The sequence below is a fragment of the Providencia sp. UF-224 genome (assembly GCF_058245955.1).
Window position 1 is genome coordinate 338,970 of sequence record NZ_JBSICC010000001.1, and the last position, 20,690, is coordinate 359,659.

A 20,690-nucleotide genomic window follows, 5' to 3' on the forward strand; every position below is an offset into this window, starting at 1 on the left:
ATAAGCGATTGCACCATTTTCTAATGCAATCGCTTTTCTATTTATTTATCCTAATTGATGCGCTCTACCTATTATAGATAGCCATAAAGCGCGGCAAATACCCAACCAAATACGCAGGATACACCGACCCCAATTAATCCCGGTAAGATAAAACTATGGTTAATAACAAACTTACCAATACGCGTTGTTCCAGAGCGGTCAAATTGAATCGCTGCGAGGTCACTTGGATAAGTCGGTAAAATATAGTAACCATAACACGCCGGTGCTGACGCAATAATATAAGCAGGGTCAACACCAATTCCTAACGCGATAGGCACAACCGCTGCCAAAGCCGCCGCTTGCGAGTTAACAAACTTAGAAACCAGTAATAAGATAACCGCATATGCCCACGGGAAGTCTTTCACTAACGACCCCAAGGTGCTTTTAATTTCATCCATATGAGCGCCGAACATGGTTTCTGCCATCCACGCGATACCATATACCGCCACAATCGCAATCATCCCTGAACGGAATACTTCATTTTTTGAAATTTGCCCTGGGTTAGTTTTACAGATAATGATGATGAGCGCACCTGCCAGCAACATAAACATCTGAATCACTAAAACCATTGATAGCGGCTTGCCATTCACTAACGGCCTTAACTCAGAGAATGCGCCTAGTAATGCGACAACGACAATGGATGCTAAGAAAATCCACATCGCGACCCAGTTAATTTTTGGCAGTTTTTTGTCAAGCAGTGTCACACTGCCGCCATACACGTAGTCGTGGTTTTCAGGAACAGAGATAAACTCTTGGAATACAGGGTCTTTATCGAGATCTTTCCCTCTAAACCAGCTAAAAATACCAATCGCTAAAATACCGATTAAGGTTGAAGGGATTGTAATCGCCAATAAATCGAGGAATTCAAGAGACTTGCCATTGATTGTCACACCATTAAGCATGGCAACTAAGGACACAACCGCAACAGACACAGGGCTGGCAATGATCCCCATTTGTGCACCTATGCTACTTGCCGCCATCGGTCTTTCAGGTCGAATATTATTTTTAATCGCCGCATCATAGATGATAGGTAAAATGGTGTACACCACGTGCCCTGTACCACACAAAATGGTTAAGATACAGGTAACGAAAGGTGCCACAATAGAAATGTATTTTGGGTTTTTTCGTAATAATCGTTCTGCAATTTGCAGCATGACATCCAAACCACCTGATGCTTGTAACGTTGCTGATGCGGCAACAACAGCAATAATCACAAGCATAACATCAACAGGTGGTTTTCCTGGTGGCAAGCCAAATCCAAAAACCAAGATGACAAGACCGACACCACCAAGCAGCCCTAATGCCATCCCCCCTTTTTTTGCCCCATAGAACAAGCAAACAAGAATAATGGCGAGTTGAATCATAAAGTCCATAGTTCCATCCTTTTATATGTATTTGCCTCCTATTATCGAGATGATTTTCAAGCATTAATTTGATTTATGATAATTTAAAAACCAATATAGTTTTATTTTTGTTGTATTTATTCTGTTCATATCACACTATTTTTCTTAAGTAACTGACATACTAATCAGTTCAGTCTACACCCCTAAAAAATCAATGAATTACTTGCCTTTTTTTAACAAACCTCTCAAATTAAATTTACCATTAGTTATCTTTATTCATCATTTTTTCTTGAGTAATTAACCTTTTTTTATTAGACGATTTCCTTCCTTTTCGCACTCAAATTAATGTAAATATATATTTACACCATCTGTAATTTACATTTGACACAATACGCACAATCGCATAATCTGCATCACTTATTAATTATTCAGATTCAATTAGAGGAACTTGTGAAGAATCGTACCCTTGGCAGTGTGTTAATCGTTGCAGGAACAACAATAGGTGCAGGGATGCTGGCAATGCCACTGGCCGCTGCAGGCGTCGGTTTTACAGGCATAGTCTGTTTGCTTGTCGGATTATGGATGTTAATGAGCTATACCTCATTATTGTTAGTTGAGGTCTACCAACATAACCCTGCAAATATGGGCTTAGGGACTGTCGCAAAAAAATATCTTGGTCCAGCAGGGCAAATCGTCACTGGCTTAAGTATGTTGCTGTTAATGTACGCGCTCACAACCGCTTATATTGGTGGGGCCGGTGTATTGATTTCTGACAGCTTATCCTCTTGGTGGGGTGTTAAAATTACGCCAAGCACTGCTATCATTCTATTTACTGTGGTGGGTGGTGCAGTCGTCACAATCGGGACCCACTCTGTTGATTTTATTAACCGTATTTTATTTACGGCTAAAACCATTTTTATGGTGATCATGATTTTTGTCATGCTCCCCCATGCAGAAGCGGTCAATTTAAGTACGATGCCCATCGAAAAAGGCCTAGTTCTTGCCGCTATTCCCGTTATATTCACCTCATTTGGCTTCCATGGTAGTGTTCCTAGCTTAGTGAACTATATGAATGGTGATGTGCGTAAATTACGTATGATTTTCATCACAGGTAGTGCAATTCCTCTTGTTGCCTATATTCTGTGGCAAATCGCTACATTAGGTTCAATACCATCTCATACATTCTTAGGTATTTTGGCTCAAGAATCAGGCCTCAATGGTTTGTTAACCGCAGTACGTGATGTGGTCGCTAATCCGCGTGTTAACTTAGCCGTCAGCTTATTTATGGATTTAGCCCTAGCAACCTCTTTCTTAGGTGTGGCATTAGGCTTGTTTGATTACCTTGCCGACTTGTTCAAACGCAGTAATCATTTTGTTGGTCGTATTCAAACCAGTTTGTTGACCTTTGTTCCACCCTTGTTGTGCGCTCTGTTTTATAGCAGTTTCGTGCAAGCCTTAACATATGCGGCAGTTGCATTATCTGTTCTTGCTTTGATTATCCCTGCTCTTCTCACTATGCGTGTTCGCAAGGTGGAAGCTAAAGGTGGGTATCGCGTTAAAGGTGGCACACCCGTTTTAGCAATAATCTTACTCTGTGGTGTCGCTGTTATCGCTATCCAATTTTCCATTGTCGCGGGCTTCCTACCAAACGTCGGTTAATGAACTGCCCGATTAGGCCCCGAGCTGAATAACATCAATTTGGGGCCTTTCTTTTATTTGTAATCCCCATAAATCAAATGCATCCTCCCCTATTTTTTAATCTTTTAACATTCATTATTAGCAAATAAAGCAAAATTTTTTTCTTTTATTACGCTATATCACAGTTAATAATACCGAAGAGACAATCAGGCCCTCTTACTTTATTGTAGTTAATAGATAAATGAGGGAGCGAGTTGGATGCAAAGAAAAAGTGTTTCTGCTGCGCATGACGCAGCATTTAAGGGATTCATGACAAACATTGATAGTGCACGAGACTTCTTTGAAATTCACTTACCTGAACATATAAAATCACTATGTGATTTCAATACATTAGCACTCACAAACTCATCTTTTATTGATAAACAATTACGCTCCCGCTTATCTGATGTTTTATATTCTGTTCAAACTACACACGGGCAAGGGTATCTTTATTTACTCGTTGAACACCAATCTACCCCGGATAAATTAATGGCATGGCGCTTAATACATTACGCTTTTTTAGCGATGAACCAGCATATGCAACAAGGAAATACCGCGTTACCGCTTGTAGTACCCGTTCTTTTTTACCACGGGGGTCGCTCCCCCTATCCACATTCTTTATTATGGACTGATTGCTTTCCCCTCTCTAAGATAGCAAATAAGCTATATACGGAGCCTTTTCCTTTAGTCGATGTCACGGTTATAGACGATAACGAGTTAGTGAATCACCGTAAAGTCGCAGTGATGGAGCTGGCCATGAAACATAAATATTTACGTGATGAGTTCCAGCGGGTTCTTCCACTTTTAGCACAAGCGCTCAATAAGCACTATAATAGCGATAGCGATGTGGTTACCATCCTTAATTACCTATTTATTGCGTTGGATGCCACAAACTTTGAAGAAGTCGTTCAAACCTTAGAAGAGCAAACAGACCAACATAGGGAGACTATTATGAGTATTGCACAGCGCCTACAAAATAAAGGCCGCCAAGAAGGTATTCAACAAGGCAGAGAAGAAGGCAGAGAAGAGGCCAAGCTCACTATGGCTGCACAGCTGCTTAAAAATGGCGTTAGTCCCGAAATCATCATGAAAAGCACGGGGTTAAGTCACGATATTCTATCCACACTATGATAATGCTATCGACACTCAATTTAAAAACTTGATTAAACAGAAGAAAAAACAATAAGTTAAATTATAATTTTATATGACTGTCATGTAATTACTAACCTTAATTACCTATTTATTGCGTTAGATGCCACAAGCTTTGAAGAAGTCGTTCAAATCTTAGAAGAGCAAACAGACCAACATAGGGAGACTATTATGAGTATTGCACAGCGCCTACAAAATAAAGGCCGCCAAGAAGGTATTCAACAAGGCAGAGAAGAAGGTAGAGAAGAAGGCAGAGAAGAAGGTAGAGAAGAAGGTAGAACTGAGGCCATGATCACTATGACTGCCCAGCTACTTAAAAATGGTGTTAGCCCCGAAATCATCATGAAAAGCACAGGGTTAAGCCGTGATATTTTAACTTCATTACAGTAATACCCTAGGGTCATATGAACATCTGAGATAAATAACCAAAAAGATAATCATTTGCTTTAAAAGTATTTAATTACAGCCAAATAAAAAATATGCCCCTAGCAGCAAGTTTTGCATAAGGAACTAAGGGCAATAAACATTAGATGACAATACTAGAATGAAAGACCAGCGCCTAAATAAAGGCCATCGGCAATTTTCTCATTCGACTTATTGTGAGAGCCTTTCATTTCAATTACACGGTAACCCGCATCAATAGATAACGGTTTAAATACGGTATAACGAGCCCCCGCTTTCGCTTCAACGTAAGACTTGCTACCCGAAGTCAGTGACTCTGGCGCGCCATAAGCTTCACCATAAATATTCAGTGAAGGCAATGCCTGCCAATTTAACCCCCCCCCCACTGCTAATGCTGCGCCACTGCTATTATTATCTGGCGATAAATACAAACCTTTACCCCCAACATACGCAGCAAAAGGCCCAACAGGGAGGCCGAATGTAGCCCCTAAACTTCCCATCTGACCATCATGATCACTACGTGCCCAAGAACCATTAAATGCAAGGCCTGCATTTTGATTACCTAAGCCTGCTGATAATTCAGTATAGTGTTTACCTGCTTGTGCGCTCACAGATACTGCTTGAGCAGAATTCATAAAAAATGGGGACATGGCCGCCACTAATAACACAACTTTGCGCATTATTTTATCCTCTTGAAATTATTACCTACGGATATTACGCGATTTACACCCGTTTCTCAGCCTAAATTACTCAGATTTACGCAACCTATTCAGCCAAAAGATAATTTCATCCCACTGAAATATTAAAAAATCCCACTTATCTCACATTCAATCACAGTGATTGGTTATATTAATTAGATAATCATATCCATAATTACTATACTGAATCACAAGTTTATTGTAGTGGTATTTTCATTTTATTACAAAATTATAACTTTTTAGTTAGGTTTATGTAGTCATTAAATTCAAAATCAGGAGCATTGTGATGAAGAAAAAAGGCCTTACGACTGCCTCTGGCGCGCCCGTCGCCAACAATAATAATGTCATGACCGCTGGTAAACGCGGCCCAATGTTGTTACAAGATGTCTGGTTCTTAGAAAAATTAGCTCATTTTGACCGTGAAGTGATCCCTGAAAGACGTATGCACGCAAAAGGATCTGGTGCATTTGGTACCTTTACCGTCACTCATGATATTACCCCTTATACCCGCGCAAAAATTTTCTCCGAAGTAGGTAAAAAAACAGAAATGTTTGCCCGTTTTTCGACTGTTGCAGGTGAGCGTGGCGCTGCGGATGCTGAACGTGATATTCGTGGTTTCGCCCTCAAGTTTTACACAGAAGAAGGTAACTGGGACATGGTGGGTAACAATACCCCCGTATTCTACTTCCGTGATCCCTTAAAATTCCCTGACTTAAACCACGTCGTCAAACGTGACCCACGCTCTAACTTACGTACGATGGAACACAAATGGGCATTTTTCTCCCAATTACCTGAGTCTTTGCACCAATTAACCATCGATGCCAGTGACCGTGGTATTCCGCAAAGCTATCGTCACATGCACGGTTTTGGCAGCCACACTTATAGCTTTATTAATGCCAATAATGAACGTTTCTGGGTAAAATTCCACTTCCGTTGCCAGCAAGGTATTGAAAACCTCTCTGATGAGCAAGCAGAGCAATTAGTCGGTAAGGACAGAGAAAGTTCTCAACGCGATTTATTTGAATCAATTGAGAAAGGTGATTTCCCTCGCTGGAATTTACAAGTCCAGATCATGCCTGAAAAAGAAGCGTCAAGTGTACCTTATAACCCATTCGACCTGACTAAAGTTTGGCCTCATAAAGATTATCCGTTAATCGATGTGGGGTATTTCGAACTAAACCGTAACCCAGATAATTATTTTGCTGATGTTGAGCAAGCAGCATTTAGCCCTGCTAATGTTGTCCCAGGTATTGGTTTTTCACCAGACAGAATGCTGCAAGGGCGCCTGTTCTCCTATGGGGATGCACACCGCTATCGCCTTGGTGTTAACCATCACCAAATTCCAGTAAACGCACCTCGCTGCCCATTCCACAATTATCATCGTGATGGTGCAATGCGTGTTGATGGTAATAGTGGTAATCATGTGACTTATGAACCAAACGAAACCGGTTTATTCCAAGAGCAACCTGATTTTAGTGAACCCCCATTATCTATTGAGGGCGCTGCTGATCATTGGGATCACCGTGAAGACCAAGACTATTTCAGCCAACCACGTGCATTATATGAATTATTAGATGATGCCGAACACCAACGTATGTTTAAACGTATTGCTGGTGAACTAATTGATGCAACGGAAGCCACGCAACTACGCCAAATTGCCCTATTCAAACAAGTTCACCCAGAATACGGTGCAGGTGTTGAGAAAGCGTTGAATGAATTAAAGAAATAAAAATATACCACGACGGGTAATCTGCCCGTCGTACTCGTTCCCTAAACCATTCTGTATTTACATTCACTAATTCAATCGATATACTCCCCCACTTTAAATTTAGGTTAAGGAAAATCAAAATGAATTGGTATTTGGATGTATTAAAAAATAATTATGCGAATTTTGAAGGGCGTGCTAGACGTAAAGAATATTGGATGTTTACATTATTCAACGCGATTGTCTTTTGCGCATTGATTATATTAATCAGTATTTCAATGGATAGCTATACAGGTGAAATTGGCAGTATCGGCTATATTGCGTCTGTTATATTGCTAATCTATAGCTTAGGGATTATTGTGCCGAGTATCGCCGTCACTATTAGACGCTTACACGATATAGACAAATCAGGTTGGTGGTATCTGATCTCATTTGTTCCTTTCGGTGGGATCATCTTATTTGTTTTTAGCATTCTTGATGGGACTCAGGGTAATAATCGATTTGGCCCAGATCCGAAGGCCTAATTCTTCTTTTCACTTATCAAGCCGCTGCCCCGGCTTGATAATCTCCGCAAAAATAATATTGTCTATCCACCCGCATTGTTATCTAATTCACCGGCCTTGGGCTAAAACCCAGTTTTTTACTTGCTGACGAGACACTTTTATCCCCCCACTCTTTAAACTAGGCTCTAACTGATAAAAGCTTTTCGGATACTGATAGGGAGCAAGTTTGTCTTTTAACCAAACGGATAATTCACTGAGAGGCAAATCTGAGTCGCACTCCACTACGGCCACAGGGCGTTGACCAAATTCTGTATCATCAATGGGAATAATAAAACTTTGCGATACATTAGGGTGAGAATTAATGACTGCTTCAATATCTTCGGGTTGAACGCACTCCCCACCACTAATAAAGAGATTATCGAGGCGACCGAGTATTTGATACTCACCATCAATAAATGCGCCTTTATCATTCGTTTTAAACCATCCATCAATACAATTTAAAGGACTAATTTTCCCATCGAACCAATAACCTAAAGCCTGACTCGTTGACTTAACTTGAACTTCATCAGCAACAATACGAATTTGTTTCCCTTTTAACGGCAAACCTACACCACGTTTACCATCTGCGCGCTTAGCACAAACTGTCGAAGCCATTTCGGTCATACCATAGCCACTCCAGCATGCTATACCCCTGCTCTGCGCTAAATCCGTTAATGAAGACGGGATTGAGGCACCACCTAATAGCACTTCTTTAAGCAAGAGCTGAACGTCTGTTTCATCATTAAGCAAACGCCATAACTGTGTTGGTACCAATGAGGCATGCGTAACGCCTTGCAAGGCTTCTGTGAGTGGTTGATTTTTAAGTGCGAGCGCTCCGCCTTTAAGTAACCAACGCCAAATGATGCCTTGTCCAGAAACATGAAAGAGTGGTAAGGAAAGTAACCAGCAATCACCTTGTTGGTAATTCATCGCACTCAAGACACCATCAGCACTATTGAGATGGGCCTCAACACTGTGAACTGCGGCTTTCGGTAAGCCCGTTGACCCAGATGTTAATATCAACGTGGCTGGCTGAGCCATTTGTATCTGAAAATTGATAGGTTGAAAATTATCTTCACCAATAAAGTGATAATACAGTTGGTAATCGAGGTTTCGATAATGAGAAAGCAGCTCGGTATCATCCGTAAAATCAATCACTGAGCTGACATCTAGATGAGGTAATAATTCGTTTAACACGCGTTTAGGAATACGTGGATTAAGCGGTAGAACACGGACGCCGCAGGCAATCAGTGCCAATTGACTAAGTAATAACTCAACCGAGTTTTTCCCGCGAAGTACGACACATTGCCCCCTTGTCACACCTTGCATTGAAAAATAAGTGACAAGATCCTTAACCTGTTGGTTAAGCGAGTCCCACGTTAGGCTTTCACCATCTGAATATACAGCAATTGAATCGGGTTGAAGATTGGCCCAGTGCTGCCAAGGCCAATCATTAAACGGCGTTAACTCTGCCATACAACGGTTAAATCCTCTAACTGTTGTAATGGAATCTCGCACTGTGGCCAAGGGCGGATTAACTGTGATTGAATTAAAGAAACCGTATCAAGACCAGGGATTGTATTCGGTGTTAACCAATGCGCAACGCGAGCGAGCTGAGTTAAGCCAAAACTGCTTTCAATAGAAGAACTAATCACCGCTTGTAAGCCAAGACGATGAGCATCTTCAATTAAAGAACGGCAATAGGCTAAGCTACCCGTGAGTGTTGGTTTAATCACAATCGCCGCAACCCCCTCTAGAGCCTCGACCTTGAACCCTTCTTCGCGCACACTTTCATCCCATGCAATGTTGATGCCCGTGTCAGCAGCAAATTGTAGAGACTCTTCACGCGTTTTACACGGTTCTTCTAAGAATGCGATACGATCACGGTAGTCAGGGTTAACATATTTAGCAAAACCGTCCGCTTTTGCACGTGTCCAACTGCGATTCGCATCAAGGCGAAGCTTAAGCTCTGGAACCGCTTCTAACAATAGATTTGCCACCATGCCATCACGTACGGCTTCATACAGCCCCACTTTGACTTTTGCCACTTTCTCGCCTTCCATTGCATCAAGGCTCAAAATTAAGTCATCAGGGTCACCACTGCACAGTGGTGCCTTGCGATAATCCGCTTCTTTGGGTAATTCGCCAGTTAACTCAGCGACGGCACAACTAACACCAAATGCTACTGAAGGAAGTTGACTATCAGAAATTTTGCCTTCTTTCACCCATTCATTCAGACAAGTAATGGTTTCAGCGGTTGCTTCTTCCAAAGTCTCATGGCTGAATTCAGGTAGAGGCGAAATTTCCCCCCAACCTTCGCTATCCCCATCTTGCAAGCACACCAAAAGCCCATCACGTGTTTTGAGGCGTTGATAACGAAGGATAACGCCTGCCTCCATAGGCAGGCTGAACGAATAAATCTTGGCTTTACGCATTACGGATTACGCTTATATTTAGAGAAATCAGGCGCACGTTTTTCGTTGAAAGCATTACGGCCTTCTTGACCTTCATCAGTCATATAGAACAGCATGGTGGCATTACCTGCCAACTCTTGCAGGCCCGCTTGACCATCACAGTCCGCATTTAATGCGGCTTTCAGGCAACGCAGTGCCATCGGGCTGTTTTCTAACATTTCACGGCACCAACGAACGGTTTCTTTTTCCAATTCAGCGTAAGGAACGACGGTATTGACCAGCCCCATATCTAACGCTTCTTTTGCGTCATATTGACGGCATAAGAACCAGATTTCACGGGCTTTTTTCTGACCTACAATACGTGCCATGTAAGATGCGCCCCAGCCGCCGTCAAAAGAACCTACTTTTGGCCCTGTTTGACCAAAAATCGCATTATCCGCCGCAATCGTTAGGTCACACATCATATGTAAAACATGGCCTCCACCAATGGCAAAACCCGCGACCATTGCAACAACAGGCTTTGGACAGGTACGAATTTGACGTTGAAAATCTAAAACGTTTAAGTGGTGAGTCCCACTTTCATCACGGTACCCGCCGTAATCGCCACGAATTTTTTGGTCACCGCCTGCACAGAAAGCTTTCTCACCTTCACCTGTTAAAATGATGGTACCAATGTGGTCATCATAACGTGCGTCTGATAAGGCTTGGATCATCTCTTTAACCGTTTGAGGACGAAACGCATTACGCACTTGTGGGCGGTTAATGGTAATTTTCGCAATCCCTTCAGGGGATTTATGATACAAAATATCATCAAACCCTTCGGAGCAGTCTTGCCATTCAATAGGTGCGTACAGTTTTTCTTCGCTTGGATAAATCATTCTCAAATTCCTTTAACCACAGTGTGATAAAAAATGGTGAAGTGCAGTTGCATAGCCCGTAGGGTTTTCCCGATGAGCATTATGCCCCGCATTTTCAATCAGCGTTAATGGCAATGTGTATTGTTGCGAAACGCTTCGAAACTTTTGATCTCGCTCGCCACAAAAATAGTGGTATGGGCAAGTCAGTTGGTGCAAATTTGGGACTAAAAATGGTTGCTGAGATAATGATGTGCTCTCAAGCATGTCCGCAATACCTTGCGGATTATTTTCTTGGCGCAATTCAATCAGCTTATTTCGCTGAAATGCCGATAAATCTGCAAAAACAGCTTGTTGGTACCAATCATTCAGCACCTTTTTCATGGGCTCAGTACGAAAACGTTGCGCCCATGTTTTGTCATTCTTTTCACGTTCGCGCCTTGCCTGTAAGTCATCCAACCCAACATTTCCACCTTCAATGACCAACCCTAGCAACCCTTTTGGCTGGTAAAAGCAGGCAAAGTGCATGGCAAGACGAGCCCCTAATGAATAACCTATTAAGTAATATTCATCTATTTGATAGTGTTGCAAAAGTGCATTTAATTGTTCATTAAAGTGTTCGAAACTTTGGCACGTCTCATTCTGTGAGCCACCGTGCCCAGGTAAATTAACGGCTAATGATCGATAATCATTAAACTGCTCAATCACCGAAAGCCAATCATCCGCACTGCCCAGCAACCCATGAAGCCAAACGAGGCAAGGGCCTGATTTTTCCGGGTTATGTAATGTGGCAGCTAGCATTAAAGCTCCACTGCAACGCTAAGTAACTGTTTTAACGTACGTGCACCTTCATCCCCCTCAACAACTAGCTCAACAACAAGTGTGCCATGTTGATTATGCCAAAATTGCTGGACTGTATTTTTTAAGCCATCCCAGTCTGTCGGGGCACAGTATTGCAATCCAAACATTTTCGCAGCGGGTTCAAAGCTGACATTCTGCGGCATACAATAATAGTTTTGTCTCGCATCATCAGGCGTTGGCAGCATGGAGAATATTTGCCCACCATTATTGTTTACAATAATCAAAATAGTCGGTGCAGAAGGTTCGCGTAATAGAGCAAGGCTGTTTAAATCGTACAACGCAGAAATGTCCCCCACGATCCCCAACGTGGGTCTCGCTGTTGCACGTTGTACGCCAGCCAATGTAGAAATGAGCCCATCAATACCACTGGCTCCTCGATTACTATAAACAGGGTAACTCACCGGTAACTGTGCGAATGAATCAATCAAACGTACGATTAAGCTATTACCCACAAATAATTGTCCACGCGGGGGAAGTAACTCAGGGAGCTGATATGCAACTGCGGCTTCAGAAAATTGACCTGATAGTTGTTTTTCAACATATTTTTGGGTTTTTTCAGCAAGTTCTAATAATGGTTCACACCACAGACTACGTGGCTGTGCAGGGTGATTTTCAAGCCAGCCTTTAATTGAGCATGTCAGCTTACGTCCCATATGATTTGCAGGGTCTAAGCGTTGTGGTATGGGGTCAACAATCCAGTATTCTTTCGGTTGGCAATTAGCTTGCCATTGCAGTAACCGTTTACCCGTAATACTTGAGCCAAATTGCACCACTAATTCAGCGTCCTGCAATATGGCTTGAGCACTTGGATTTTGTAGCCATAAATCACTACATGGATACGGTTGCCCTGTTTGCGATAGTACATCACCTAATATTGGCCACCCTAGCTCTTGAGCCCATGCAGCAACAAGCTCCCCCTCAGCTGCCCCCATGCGCCCAGCGATAACAACACCCTTTTTCTGGCGCCAAAAATACCAATCTGCCACGAGAGCAACAGTTTGGGTTAGCGGCTCACTTAACCATGGGTGATTTGAGTTCCACCAATCACCTAATGTTTGCTGCCATTCATAATCCCCTTCACTCGCACCGTAAAGTGGCTCTGCAAACGGACAATTGATATGAAACGCGCCATGATGAAGTTGATTCATGCCGTTATCCACCGCTGTCACCAGCCATTTGGCTGAAATATCTCGCGTTGGGCGTGGTAACATTAATGTCTGGGCAGGATGTGATGCAAAAATATGTGTTTGGCGAATTGCTTGATTCGCACCACAATCAATCAATTCAGGGGGTCTGTCAGCAGTAAGGAAAACAACTTTTTCCCCCGTTAATCCTGCTTCAATTAATGATGGATACAAATTAGCCACAGCAGTGCCTGAGGTAACAATGACACCAACAGGTTCGTCACTTGCCTTAGCGAGTCCTAGCGCAAGGTGCCCAAGGCCACGTTCATCAAAATGCGTATGGCAGTGTAATTTTGCGTTGCTAATTGCAGCCAGCGTTAATGGCGTAGAACGAGAGCCTGGCGCTATGCAGATGTGTTTCATTCCGTGACGACTCAGTGCTTCAATGATCACTTCAGCCCAACGGATATTAAATGCAGAATTCGACATAATATGCTCAGCAAATTATTAATTATCAATTAGTTTAGACTGATCGAAAAAATTTTCTTGATCTCAGAACAATTTTTGGTGAACTAATTGAAAATAAAAAGAAAATAACCATTTTTATTCTAAGGTCTTTAGCCATTACCAAACAACGATTTTAAACCCGCTGCTTTATTTTCAATTTCTTCCCACTCTTGTTGCGGATCCGAATCTCTCACTATGCCAGCGCCTGAGTATAGTGAAACTTGAGAACCATTAATTTGAGCACAGCGCAATGAAACGGCAAACTCACTTTTATTCAAACTAATAAACCCGCCAGTACCCGCATACCATCCTCGAGAAAAAGGCTCATTTTTTGCAAGAAACTGCCGTGCTATTTTTCTTGGTAAACCACAAACTGCCGCAGTTGGCTGAAGACGCTGCAAGCAATCGCTATCAGAAGGGGTAATCAGGGTTGCTACAATTGAGCGATATAAATGTTGTATCTTTCTTAAGCGAATCACTTTTGCTGAGGAAACATCAATCCCCGTAACAGCGCCCTGCAATTGCTGGCAAATATCATCCACCACCACTAAATTTTCATGCTGATTTTTTTTATCTTCCATCAGCCATTTGGAGTGTTCCGCAGCAATAACATCATCAGGATCATTGGCTACAGTACCTGCAAGTGCTTCGGAATTAAGTTGCTCGCCTTGTCGCAAGTACAAGCGCTCAGGTGTTGATGAAATGAACCCAGTGTGTTTATCAAATGCCATCATAAAGTGATAGCAATGATGATTGACTTGTTGGCTTGCAGATAAAAACTCAGCAACTGATATCGCTTGTGAAAGGGATAATTGCGTTTCCCGCGCCATCACCACTTTCTCCATTTTGCCCATCTTCATATCACGAATAGCGCCATTTAATAAACGGCACCATTCATCATGGCAAGGAATATGTTTTTGCTCAGTAATCGAAGCAGAAAGCGTTAGCGGTACATCTGATACAGTGGTTAGTTCCGAGAGAAATTCAATTGCAGCTTGAATGTCCGCTTTCCCATCAATATTTAGGCTCACATTGATGGTTGAGCGCAATCGGTGAATTTCTAAACGTGGGAGAAAACAATATGTCGCTTGTTGTTTTTCTTCATTTGTCAGCCCATCCCCAACTGCATTCCAACCGTTCAACCCCCATAAACGCACATCAGGTGTTTGAGGATATTGGGATAAGAAATATTCAGCATCTTCGATAGAATAAAAGGATTTAACGCGCCCCAGCGCACTGCACTCTTCTGCACCGGTACGTTGATACCAATAAAATTGTGGGTAACAAGTCTGTGAAGACAGCCATGCTAAGCCAGGAAAAGCCGTTTGTTCATCAAATTGCCAAACAAGTCGTGTGTATTCTTTGTTTCCCAGTGCCAATGTAGACAAATGATCCAGAATTTCAGCTATAACTTTATCAATTTTTTTATTTATCACTTTAGATCCCTACTGCCACAGCACATCGATTGACATCAAAGACTACATAGCGCAATGAAATGCATTAATACATTGATGAATCATTGTCTCTATAGCTATTCTCCCGCAAGTACTGTTTTTGCTGATTCATAACAACCGACTAAGGCTGGAATGTGATGTTCTTCTTGCGTCTAGTATAGTTTATTCTATCAATTATATAATGACATATTCATTTAATTAATTGATATTTTGTGGCTTTATCACTGTTCTGGGTTTTTCGTTGCCAATTTATTGACCAATCAACAGTTTTGTATCAACGATTTCAAAGGTTAAACAGGTAGCTCTATGCTCTGCCTTATGGCAAAGAGGCTTTTAGGCCTTTATCTTCATTTCATACCCGCTTAGCTTTATAAAAATTAGCGTTCCTATTAATTAGATCAATTTTATAAATGTTACTTTTTACTATAGGGATACACACATTGAGTTATTTTTTAGCGCTGATTTTCATTTTTTAGTATCAACCCTAGCCTGACGTTTCTAGTAGGTTATCAATATAAAGCCTCTACTTTATAATTTATTGCTGCAATTTTCTTAAATTAGTCACTATACCTACTATATATATGCATTCAAATAATGAACAAATTAGCTGTTCATAACTCATTAACCTAATAAGTTGGAATAAATAATGCAAACTCAAGAATGTTACGACCGAATTATTGAAAAAGAAAATATAGGAAATGCAACATTAGCATTGTTAACTAATCAGGATACACTTTCTGCTCGCTCAGCAGGTATATTTACTTTAGAAGATTTAATTAATATTCACAAACATGTTCGTTTTGCACTTGCATTACCTTTACGTGAGACTGATATTTTAAAATGGTTTGGCATTAATGAATCTACAGAACTTCCCATAGAATCTGGAGAACTGACAAACGCAATCCTCAATATACGTACACATGCAAACAGTTGGGATAATGTAGAACAACAGGTAAAAGAGCAATCAGTTAATTTATCCCTTACTAGTCGAAATATCATGCAAACGGGCAATCAAATTATTGAGTACATTAACCACATGCCAATTTTGCAAAAAATATCCGATAGTCTAGATGATTTAACCGAAAATGATTTAGATAAAATCACCTATCAAAATGATGACCAACAAATTGCCACTGAACTTGTTAGCATTTTAAATTTAATTAAGAGTGATATAAAACAGCAATCTATAAAAACAATAAAAATCAAAAACACAGTATCGGACTTTAGAGCTTATATTACAGGTGGATACCTTTCAAACTTTGAACATGTTGAATCTTTACTATTTAATATAAAAGGCCTTTATCAACAACTCGAACCCGTCAATCGCGATAGCTCAGAATCATTTTTAAAAGAAATGATAGAATTTAAAAAACAAGATATTGTACAACTAGAGCAAGAGTACTCCCACTTTGTCAAATTATGTTTTACAGGATTAACAGGGGGAATTATTGGTTTAGTCATCACCAGCAGCATCTTTGGGCCGAAAGCAGATGCAATAAGAGCCAAAAAGAATGAGTTATTAAAAGAAATTGCCGAACTAAACATCAAGATTAACAATGAAAAGCTAATTCAAAAAACCATTTTTGATATCCAACTTAACTTGCATAAAATTGAAAGTTTGTTTAAAGATGCTCGCCTCGCCATTGATCATCTTGATTATATGTGGCTAGTTATTTTGACTGAAATAAAGCAATCCATAGAAATTTTCCAACGAATAAACAATGCAGACAAGCTCATTCGATTTGTTGCTCAATTCAAACGAATTATTATTTCTTGGGGTTCAATTCAAGACTACTCAGTTCATTTAATTAAATTATTTGATGAACTACAAACATATGACACATCATCCCAATAAAAGGCATTAATATGCATGACAACTTTGATTTACCAATGCTACCCTCAACAGATATCTACCAGTTAAGATGTATTTCAAATAATATTGTTTCTTTTAATAAAAACATTATAAATTATGATTATATTATTTATGGTCGAATACAAAAAATTGCAATAAAAACAGAAAGACTGAATGAACTTATTCGAAATTCAATACCCATATTAAGAATCAAACTAAACTACATCCTAAACAGTGAATTATATGAACCCAATTCTTCAGCAACACCTAGTGATAACTATGCAGATTTAAAGAGGCGAGTATTCACTGCAGGTTTTATTGATGACCTAATGGACACGAAATTAGAGTTAGAAAAGTTAATTTCTAAAATACGTTACACCACTGAATCACTGCTCGTATTTCATCTTAACGAACCTAACAAATTAAAGTTTTCCCAATATACAAACCAAAAAGAAGTTTTATTTGCATCAAAACATAGCATGCAAGCAAAAATAAATGAACTACACAATAATTACTCTATCATTACAGCAGCAGAAGACATTGTGCTGCGTTCCAAGCTCACTGATTTTTTTGATAAATATTTTAAAGGTAAGGAATTAATTGACTCTTTAAATATTTCCCCCAACAAAAAAGAAATATTAAAAGCCGCTATTAACTATATTAAAAACCTGCTTTCTATGGTTGATGATGGCCTTGAGTTCTCTAAGCTAGTCGATGTGCGACTTTATCTAAGTGACCAAATTATTGAGCATAAAGAAGAACTTAATACCATTGACACCAATATATTCAGGCTCTCACAGTTAATGTCTTTATCGAATGAAATTACAAATATTGATATGCATAAGCAAACTATTATTCAGCAAGTTGAATTACTGAAGAATTATTGGGATTCATGGTGCCAATATATGAGTGAAAAAATGTCGGAGCAGACCCTTAACCTAGCCCAAATAAATACCGCAAGCCAGATGCTAATGACCTATTTGAATGATGTGGAATATCAGTACCAACGCCAATTGCCTTATTAAAAAAAAACCGGTTACTTTGCAGTAACCGGCTTCATATTACTTAGACTGTATTCATTAACCAACGATTGCTACAGCTAATGCCGAAATATCAATAAGCGGTTGTGGCCAAACACCGAAGACTATGGCTGCAATTGCACAGATAGCCGCAAAAACTGTACCCAACGTTGCTTTTTCAGGGCCAGTATAACGCTCAGCATGTTCTGCATCACGGCTGTATAGGCTTGCCATAAAGCGCAGGTAATAGTACAAACCAATCGCACTACCTACCACGACAGCACCCGTTAACCACCACAGTTCAGCTTTCACTGCGGAAACAATCACATAGAACTTACCAATAAACCCTAATGTAATTGGAATGCCCGCTAAGGATAACAGCGCAACCGTCATCACTGTCGCGAGAACTGGTTTATGCCAGAACAACCCACGAAATGCGCTGAAGTCGTCTTGGTCATCACCACGGTAAGGGCTCGAAACGATACTGATCACACCAAATGCGCCCAAACTTGCGAACAAGTAACCGACTAAATAAATGGCAATCGTCACTTGTGCATAGTCTGCATGGGTACGCAGGGCAACAAGTGCCACTAACAGGTAACCCATATGGGAGATAGAGGAGTAACCCAGTAAGCGTTTTGCGCTTTTCTGCGTGATAGCCAGTAAGTTACCAAACAGAATAGAGGCAATGGCAATCACTGAAATAACAATGGCGAGTGTATTGCTGCTGGTAATCGGCGCTTCCATAAAGATGCGCACTAATACAGCAAAGATAGCAATTTTACTTCCCGTTGCTAAGAACGCAGAAACGGGTGCTGGCGCGCCTTGGTATACGTCTGGTGTCCACAGTTGGAATGGGAACAGAGACAGTTTGAAACCAAAGCCAACAATTAACATACCAAAGCCAATCATCACGAGTGGTGCATGGATTTGATTGTCAGACAGGCTTTGACCCACTGAAGCGAAGCTTAAGCTACCTGATTCTGCATACAACAATGCAATACCAAATAACAGGAACGAAGACGCTGCTGCGGATAACAGCATGTATTTGATCCCGGCTTCTAAGGTACGGCTACGTTCGAAGGTATACGCCACTAAACCAAACAGAGGTAATGAAATCAGTTCGATACCGATAAACATTGACGCCATGTGGTTCGACATGGATAACAGCACACCACCTGCCACGGCAATCGCCACTAACTGATGAAATTCGTCTCTGTTGTCACCAAAGCCTTCCAGCCAATGGTAAGCAAAGATGCTGGTACCAATACCTGCGATCAGGACAAGCGCACTGTAGAACAGAGCAAAGCCATCAACACGGATAAGCGAAGTCACATCCATCAGGTAGCCATCGGCTACCCAAATGAGTGAAAGCAACGCAATGATAAAACCCGATACTGTCAGCGCGGCACTAGTCAGGTGATCGCGTCGCCACGCAATGGACAGCATCACAACCACCGCCGTCAATCCGACGATCATCAGTGGTAGTATTGCGATCAGTTCTTGAGGAGTTATTGTCATGGCGAATTACAGCCCTAATGTTGTTAGTGAAGCAGAATACAGGTTATGCAATGTTTCCATTGAACCAACTGATGTATCTAAAATTGGTTGTGGATAGAAACCGATAATAACCAGTAAAGCAGCCAGAGCCAGTAGCACACCGAATTCACGCGCCGTTAACCCTTTCATTTCTTTTTCTGATTTTGGTGTGCCGTAGTAAGTCTGTTGCATCATCCACAGTGAGTAGATAGAAGCAAACACCACACCAAATACCATAATGCAGGTCACTAATGTGAATTGGCTGAAGCTACCGAATAGGATCATAAATTCGCCAATGAAGTTACCTGTACCTGGCATACCTAACGTTGCCGCAGCAAAGAACAGGGACATTCCTGGTAACCATTTAATGCGTTTCCACAATCCACCCATCATGCGCATATCACGCGTTTGCGTACGCTCGTACAGTTGACCACTGATGATAATCAACGCTGCACCAGACAAGCCGTTAGTGATCATTTGGATCACAGCACCTTGGTACGCTAACACTGAACTTGCATAAATCGCCACGGTCACAAACCCCATATGGGATAAGCTACTGTAAGCCGCCAGACGTTTAATATCCGTTTGTTTGAACGCTAACCATGCACCGTAGAAGATACTGATCACACCCAGTGTCATCGCCACTGGCGTGAACTGGATAGACGCTTCTGGGAACAGCGGTAACGTAAAACGTAACAGACCATAAGCCGCGGTTTTTAGCATGATACCGGAGATGTCCACCGAACCTGCGGTTGGGGATTGCTCTTGGGTATCTGCCATCCAACCATGGAATGGTACTAATGGCATTTTAACAGCGAAGGCAATAAAGAAACCTAACATCAACATGAATGCGACACCGCTAGACATTTGCGTGCCTAATAACTGGTCGTAATCAAATGTTAAGGTACCCGTTGAGTTGAAGTGTGCCAGTGCCAATCCAATGATGGACACTAACATAATCAAACCACTTGCCTGCGTATAGATAAAGAACTTGGTCGCCGCGTTAACGTGTTGTCTGTTTTCTGAGCCTTTGTGTCCCCAATTTGCAATCAGGAAGTACATTGGGATCAGCATCATCTCCCAGAAGAAGAAGAACAAGAACAGGTCAACCGCGGTGAAAATCCCCATCACCCCTGTGATAATCCACAGAAGGTTAAAGTGATAGGCACCTTGGTTCTTTTGGTTTTCACTCCATGAGCTCAGAATCGAGAACGCACCCATGATAGAGGTCAGAACGACCATCAACAGTGATAAACCGTCAATCGCTAAGTGAATGTTGATTCCCAGTGCAGGGATCCACGGCATTAAAAACTCAGATTGCCACAGTGGAATGCCTTGCGGATTAGCCAGAGAGTAACTCCCTTGTAACCACAGTTGCACGGAAAGAATAAGTGTTAATCCCATCGTCGCCAGCGCAATCCAGCGTGGAGCGCGGTGACTGAACCGGTCAGCCTGCCAGCTCAGCAGGCCACCGATGAAGGGAATAAGTATTAGCCAGGGTAGTAGCATGG

17 protein-coding genes are annotated in these 20,690 nt (G+C 41.4%); 7 read left to right on the top strand and 10 right to left on the bottom strand.

The features are described from left to right. Positions 1-71: 71 nt before the first annotated feature. Complete coding sequence (locus AC4IFO_RS01725) at positions 72-1,412, bottom strand: anaerobic C4-dicarboxylate transporter (protein WP_206082329.1); 1,341 nt, start codon at positions 1,410-1,412, stop codon at positions 72-74. Between the two features lie 480 nt (positions 1,413-1,892). On the opposite strand from AC4IFO_RS01725, the gene tyrP reads away from it, so the two are divergent. From tyrP to AC4IFO_RS01740, 3 genes are all read left to right on the top strand, one after another. Then, entirely contained in the window at positions 1,893-3,041 is a 1,149-nt protein-coding gene (gene tyrP / locus AC4IFO_RS01730) for a tyrosine transporter TyrP (RefSeq protein ID WP_490731331.1), read from the top strand. A 237-nt stretch (positions 3,042-3,278) separates the two neighbouring features. Continuing rightward, positions 3,279-4,190 carry an Rpn family recombination-promoting nuclease/putative transposase gene (locus AC4IFO_RS01735; protein ID WP_490731333.1) on the top strand — a complete coding sequence of 304 codons (912 nt, stop codon included), beginning with the start codon at positions 3,279-3,281 and terminating at the stop codon, positions 4,188-4,190. A 189-nt stretch (positions 4,191-4,379) separates the two neighbouring features. Continuing rightward, complete coding sequence (locus tag AC4IFO_RS01740; RefSeq protein WP_490731335.1) at positions 4,380-4,598, top strand: Rpn/YhgA-type helix-turn-helix domain-containing protein; 219 nt, start codon at positions 4,380-4,382, stop codon at positions 4,596-4,598. 149 nt (positions 4,599-4,747) lie between these two features. Here AC4IFO_RS01740 and AC4IFO_RS01745 read toward each other — a convergent pair whose 3' ends face one another. Next, positions 4,748-5,290 carry a YfaZ family outer membrane protein gene (locus AC4IFO_RS01745; protein ID WP_353243150.1) on the bottom strand — a complete coding sequence of 181 codons (543 nt, stop codon included), beginning with the start codon at positions 5,288-5,290 and terminating at the stop codon, positions 4,748-4,750. Between the two features lie 304 nt (positions 5,291-5,594). On the opposite strand from AC4IFO_RS01745, the gene AC4IFO_RS01750 reads away from it, so the two are divergent. Together AC4IFO_RS01750 and AC4IFO_RS01755 are read left to right on the top strand one after the other, a co-directional pair. Beyond that, positions 5,595-7,037, top strand: coding sequence for a catalase (locus AC4IFO_RS01750; RefSeq protein WP_490731501.1), 1,443 nt, complete (start codon positions 5,595-5,597; stop codon positions 7,035-7,037). Positions 7,038-7,156: 119 nt separating this feature from the next. Beyond that, positions 7,157-7,537, top strand: a complete 381-nt coding sequence (locus AC4IFO_RS01755) for a DUF805 domain-containing protein (RefSeq protein ID WP_490731338.1) — start codon at positions 7,157-7,159, stop codon at positions 7,535-7,537. 87 nt (positions 7,538-7,624) lie between these two features. Here the strand turns inward: AC4IFO_RS01755 and menE are convergent, their stop codons facing one another. From menE to AC4IFO_RS01785, 6 genes are all read right to left on the bottom strand, one after another. Beyond that, complete coding sequence (gene menE / locus AC4IFO_RS01760) at positions 7,625-9,031, bottom strand: o-succinylbenzoate--CoA ligase (RefSeq protein ID WP_490731340.1); 1,407 nt, start codon at positions 9,029-9,031, stop codon at positions 7,625-7,627. Continuing rightward, positions 9,019-9,990, bottom strand: a complete 972-nt coding sequence (gene menC / locus AC4IFO_RS01765; protein ID WP_490731342.1) for an o-succinylbenzoate synthase — start codon at positions 9,988-9,990, stop codon at positions 9,019-9,021. The genes menE and menC overlap by 13 nt, the downstream gene beginning before the upstream one ends. Beyond that, positions 9,990-10,847, bottom strand: a complete 858-nt coding sequence (menB, locus tag AC4IFO_RS01770; protein WP_206082336.1) for a 1,4-dihydroxy-2-naphthoyl-CoA synthase — start codon at positions 10,845-10,847, stop codon at positions 9,990-9,992. The genes menC and menB overlap by 1 nt, the downstream gene beginning before the upstream one ends. A gap of 12 nt (positions 10,848-10,859) precedes the next feature. Then, positions 10,860-11,624, bottom strand: coding sequence for a 2-succinyl-6-hydroxy-2,4-cyclohexadiene-1-carboxylate synthase (menH, locus tag AC4IFO_RS01775; protein ID WP_490731343.1), 765 nt, complete (start codon positions 11,622-11,624; stop codon positions 10,860-10,862). After that, a complete protein-coding gene (menD, locus tag AC4IFO_RS01780) occupies positions 11,624-13,297 on the bottom strand; it encodes a 2-succinyl-5-enolpyruvyl-6-hydroxy-3-cyclohexene-1-carboxylic-acid synthase (protein ID WP_490731344.1) in 1,674 nt (557 codons plus the stop codon). Before menD ends, menH begins: the two co-directional genes overlap by 1 nt. A gap of 128 nt (positions 13,298-13,425) precedes the next feature. Further along, a complete protein-coding gene (locus AC4IFO_RS01785) occupies positions 13,426-14,751 on the bottom strand; it encodes an isochorismate synthase (RefSeq protein ID WP_490731345.1) in 1,326 nt (441 codons plus the stop codon). 664 nt (positions 14,752-15,415) lie between these two features. Here AC4IFO_RS01785 and AC4IFO_RS01790 point away from each other — a divergent pair. Next, positions 15,416-16,624: an alpha-xenorhabdolysin family binary toxin subunit A gene (locus AC4IFO_RS01790; RefSeq protein ID WP_490731346.1), complete on the top strand. Its 1,209-nt coding sequence runs from the start codon at positions 15,416-15,418 to the stop codon at positions 16,622-16,624. An 11-nt stretch (positions 16,625-16,635) separates the two neighbouring features. After that, entirely contained in the window at positions 16,636-17,646 is a 1,011-nt protein-coding gene (locus AC4IFO_RS01795) for an alpha-xenorhabdolysin family binary toxin subunit B (protein WP_490731347.1), read from the top strand. 54 nt (positions 17,647-17,700) lie between these two features. On the opposite strand, the gene nuoN is transcribed toward AC4IFO_RS01795, so the two are convergent. Both nuoN and nuoM read right to left on the bottom strand, forming a co-directional pair. After that, complete coding sequence (gene nuoN / locus AC4IFO_RS01800; protein ID WP_490731348.1) at positions 17,701-19,161, bottom strand: NADH-quinone oxidoreductase subunit NuoN; 1,461 nt, start codon at positions 19,159-19,161, stop codon at positions 17,701-17,703. A gap of 6 nt (positions 19,162-19,167) precedes the next feature. Further along, positions 19,168-20,688, bottom strand: a complete 1,521-nt coding sequence (gene nuoM / locus AC4IFO_RS01805; protein WP_353243159.1) for an NADH-quinone oxidoreductase subunit M — start codon at positions 20,686-20,688, stop codon at positions 19,168-19,170. Positions 20,689-20,690 lie beyond the last annotated feature (2 nt).